The organism is Kitasatospora sp. NPDC059722 (assembly GCF_042733235.1).
Classification (GTDB): Bacteria; Actinomycetota; Actinomycetes; order Streptomycetales; family Streptomycetaceae; genus Kitasatospora.
In genome coordinates, this window is the sequence record NZ_JBHWGD010000015.1 from 39,274 (window position 1) to 40,902 (window position 1,629).

The window sequence follows — 1,629 nt, forward strand, 5'->3', positions numbered from 1 at the left end:
AGACAACCCAGACACTCCCCATAGTCAGTGGGTGTCTCTCAACACCCACATCACGCGCCGACGCGGCCGGCGCGCGCCCCCCCCCCCCCGGCCCCCCCCCCCCCCCCCCGCGTCTCCGTGCGGACATGAGCCGGAGCGAACGTGCAGCCCTCGAGAAGCTCGTGGCGGACCGGGGCGTCGTCGACAGCTCCGCCCCTGGGCGCGCCTCGGCGAGCTCCTGTGAGGATGCGAAGGGCCGGGCCCGCAGTTGGCAGTCCGGGCTCGGCCGCCGGTGCGTAAGGTTGGGACGGCTGACGACCACCCGCACGGCTGGAGATTCGATGACTGAGACTGCTGCCCCCGACATGCCGTTCCCCGTCGGCGTGGTCGGCCTCGGCGACATCGCGCAGAAGGCCTACCTGCCCGTCCTCACGGCGCTGCCCGGCCTCGACCTGCGCCTGATGACCCGCGACCGCGCCAAGCTCGACCGCATCGGCGACACCCACCGCATCGACCCCGCCCACCGCCACACCGACCTCGGCGAGCTCATCAAGGGCGGCATCCGCGCCGCCTTCGTGCACGCGGCCACCGACCAGCACGTCCCGATCGTCGAGGAGCTGCTCACCGCCGGCGTGGACGTCTACGTCGACAAGCCCCTCGACTACACCCTCGACGGCGCCCGCCGCCTCGTCGACCTCGCCGACCGCACCGGCCGTTCGCTCATGGTCGGCTTCAACCGCCGCCACGCCCCCGGCTACGTGCAGGCGCTGGAGCGCCCGCGCGACCTGGTCGTCCTCCAGAAGAACCGCGAGGGCCTGCCCGAGGCCGCCCGGACCCTGGTGTACGACGACTTCATCCACGTCGTCGACACCCTGCGCTTCCTCGTCCCCGGCGAGGTCGAGCACGTGGACGTCCGCGCCCGTCGCGTCGACGGCCTGGTCGAGCACGTCGTCCTGACGCTCGCCGGCGACGGCTTCACGGCCCTCGGCATCATGAACCGTCGCAGCGGCTCGACCGAGGAGGTCCTCCAGGTCTCCGGCACCGACTCCAAGCGCGAGGTCCACAACCTCGCCGAGGTGATCGACCACCGCGGCCAGCCCACTACCCGCCGCCGCGGCGACTGGGTGTCGGTGGCCCGCCAGCGCGGCATCGAGCAGTGCGTCCTCACCTTCCTCGACGCCGTCCGCGGAGGGAAGACGCTCGACGCCCACGACGCCCTGCGCACCCACGAGTTGTGCGAACTGATCGTGGAGCGCATCGAAGGCCCCTGAGCGGGTACCGGTCGACGGCTTCCTCGAACGCCGCCAGTCCCTATTGCGCCGGGTGCTGTGCAGAAAGCTTCGTCCGGCTACAGGACGTCCGGTCGATTCTTCAGGACCTCCGCCCTCTGGGTCGGACGCAATGGCAGGCCTAGCGTTCATGATCATCGGCTGATGCGCCCGAACATCCGGGTTGCAGGCGGCTTATTGATTGACTCAGAGGGAGATGTCTTGCGTTCCAAGGGAATCCTTGCCACGGGAACAATCGGCGCACTGGTCAGCGGCTTGCTGCTGGCAGGGGCGTTGGGCCCCCGCCGCGGGGGGCGCGCGGGCCGGCGGAGGGGTGGGCTTCTGAAAAAGGCGGGGCCCACCACGAACGGCCCCCCCGCGG

The 1,629-nt window shown here is 71.1% G+C and carries 1 protein-coding gene; it reads left to right on the forward strand.

The window, feature by feature from the left end; all coding sequences use genetic code 11:
• Positions 1-320: 320 nt before the first annotated feature.
• Positions 321-1,250, forward strand: a complete 930-nt coding sequence (locus ACFV4F_RS12560; protein ID WP_380502028.1) for a Gfo/Idh/MocA family protein — start codon at positions 321-323, stop codon at positions 1,248-1,250.
• Positions 1,251-1,629 lie beyond the last annotated feature (379 nt).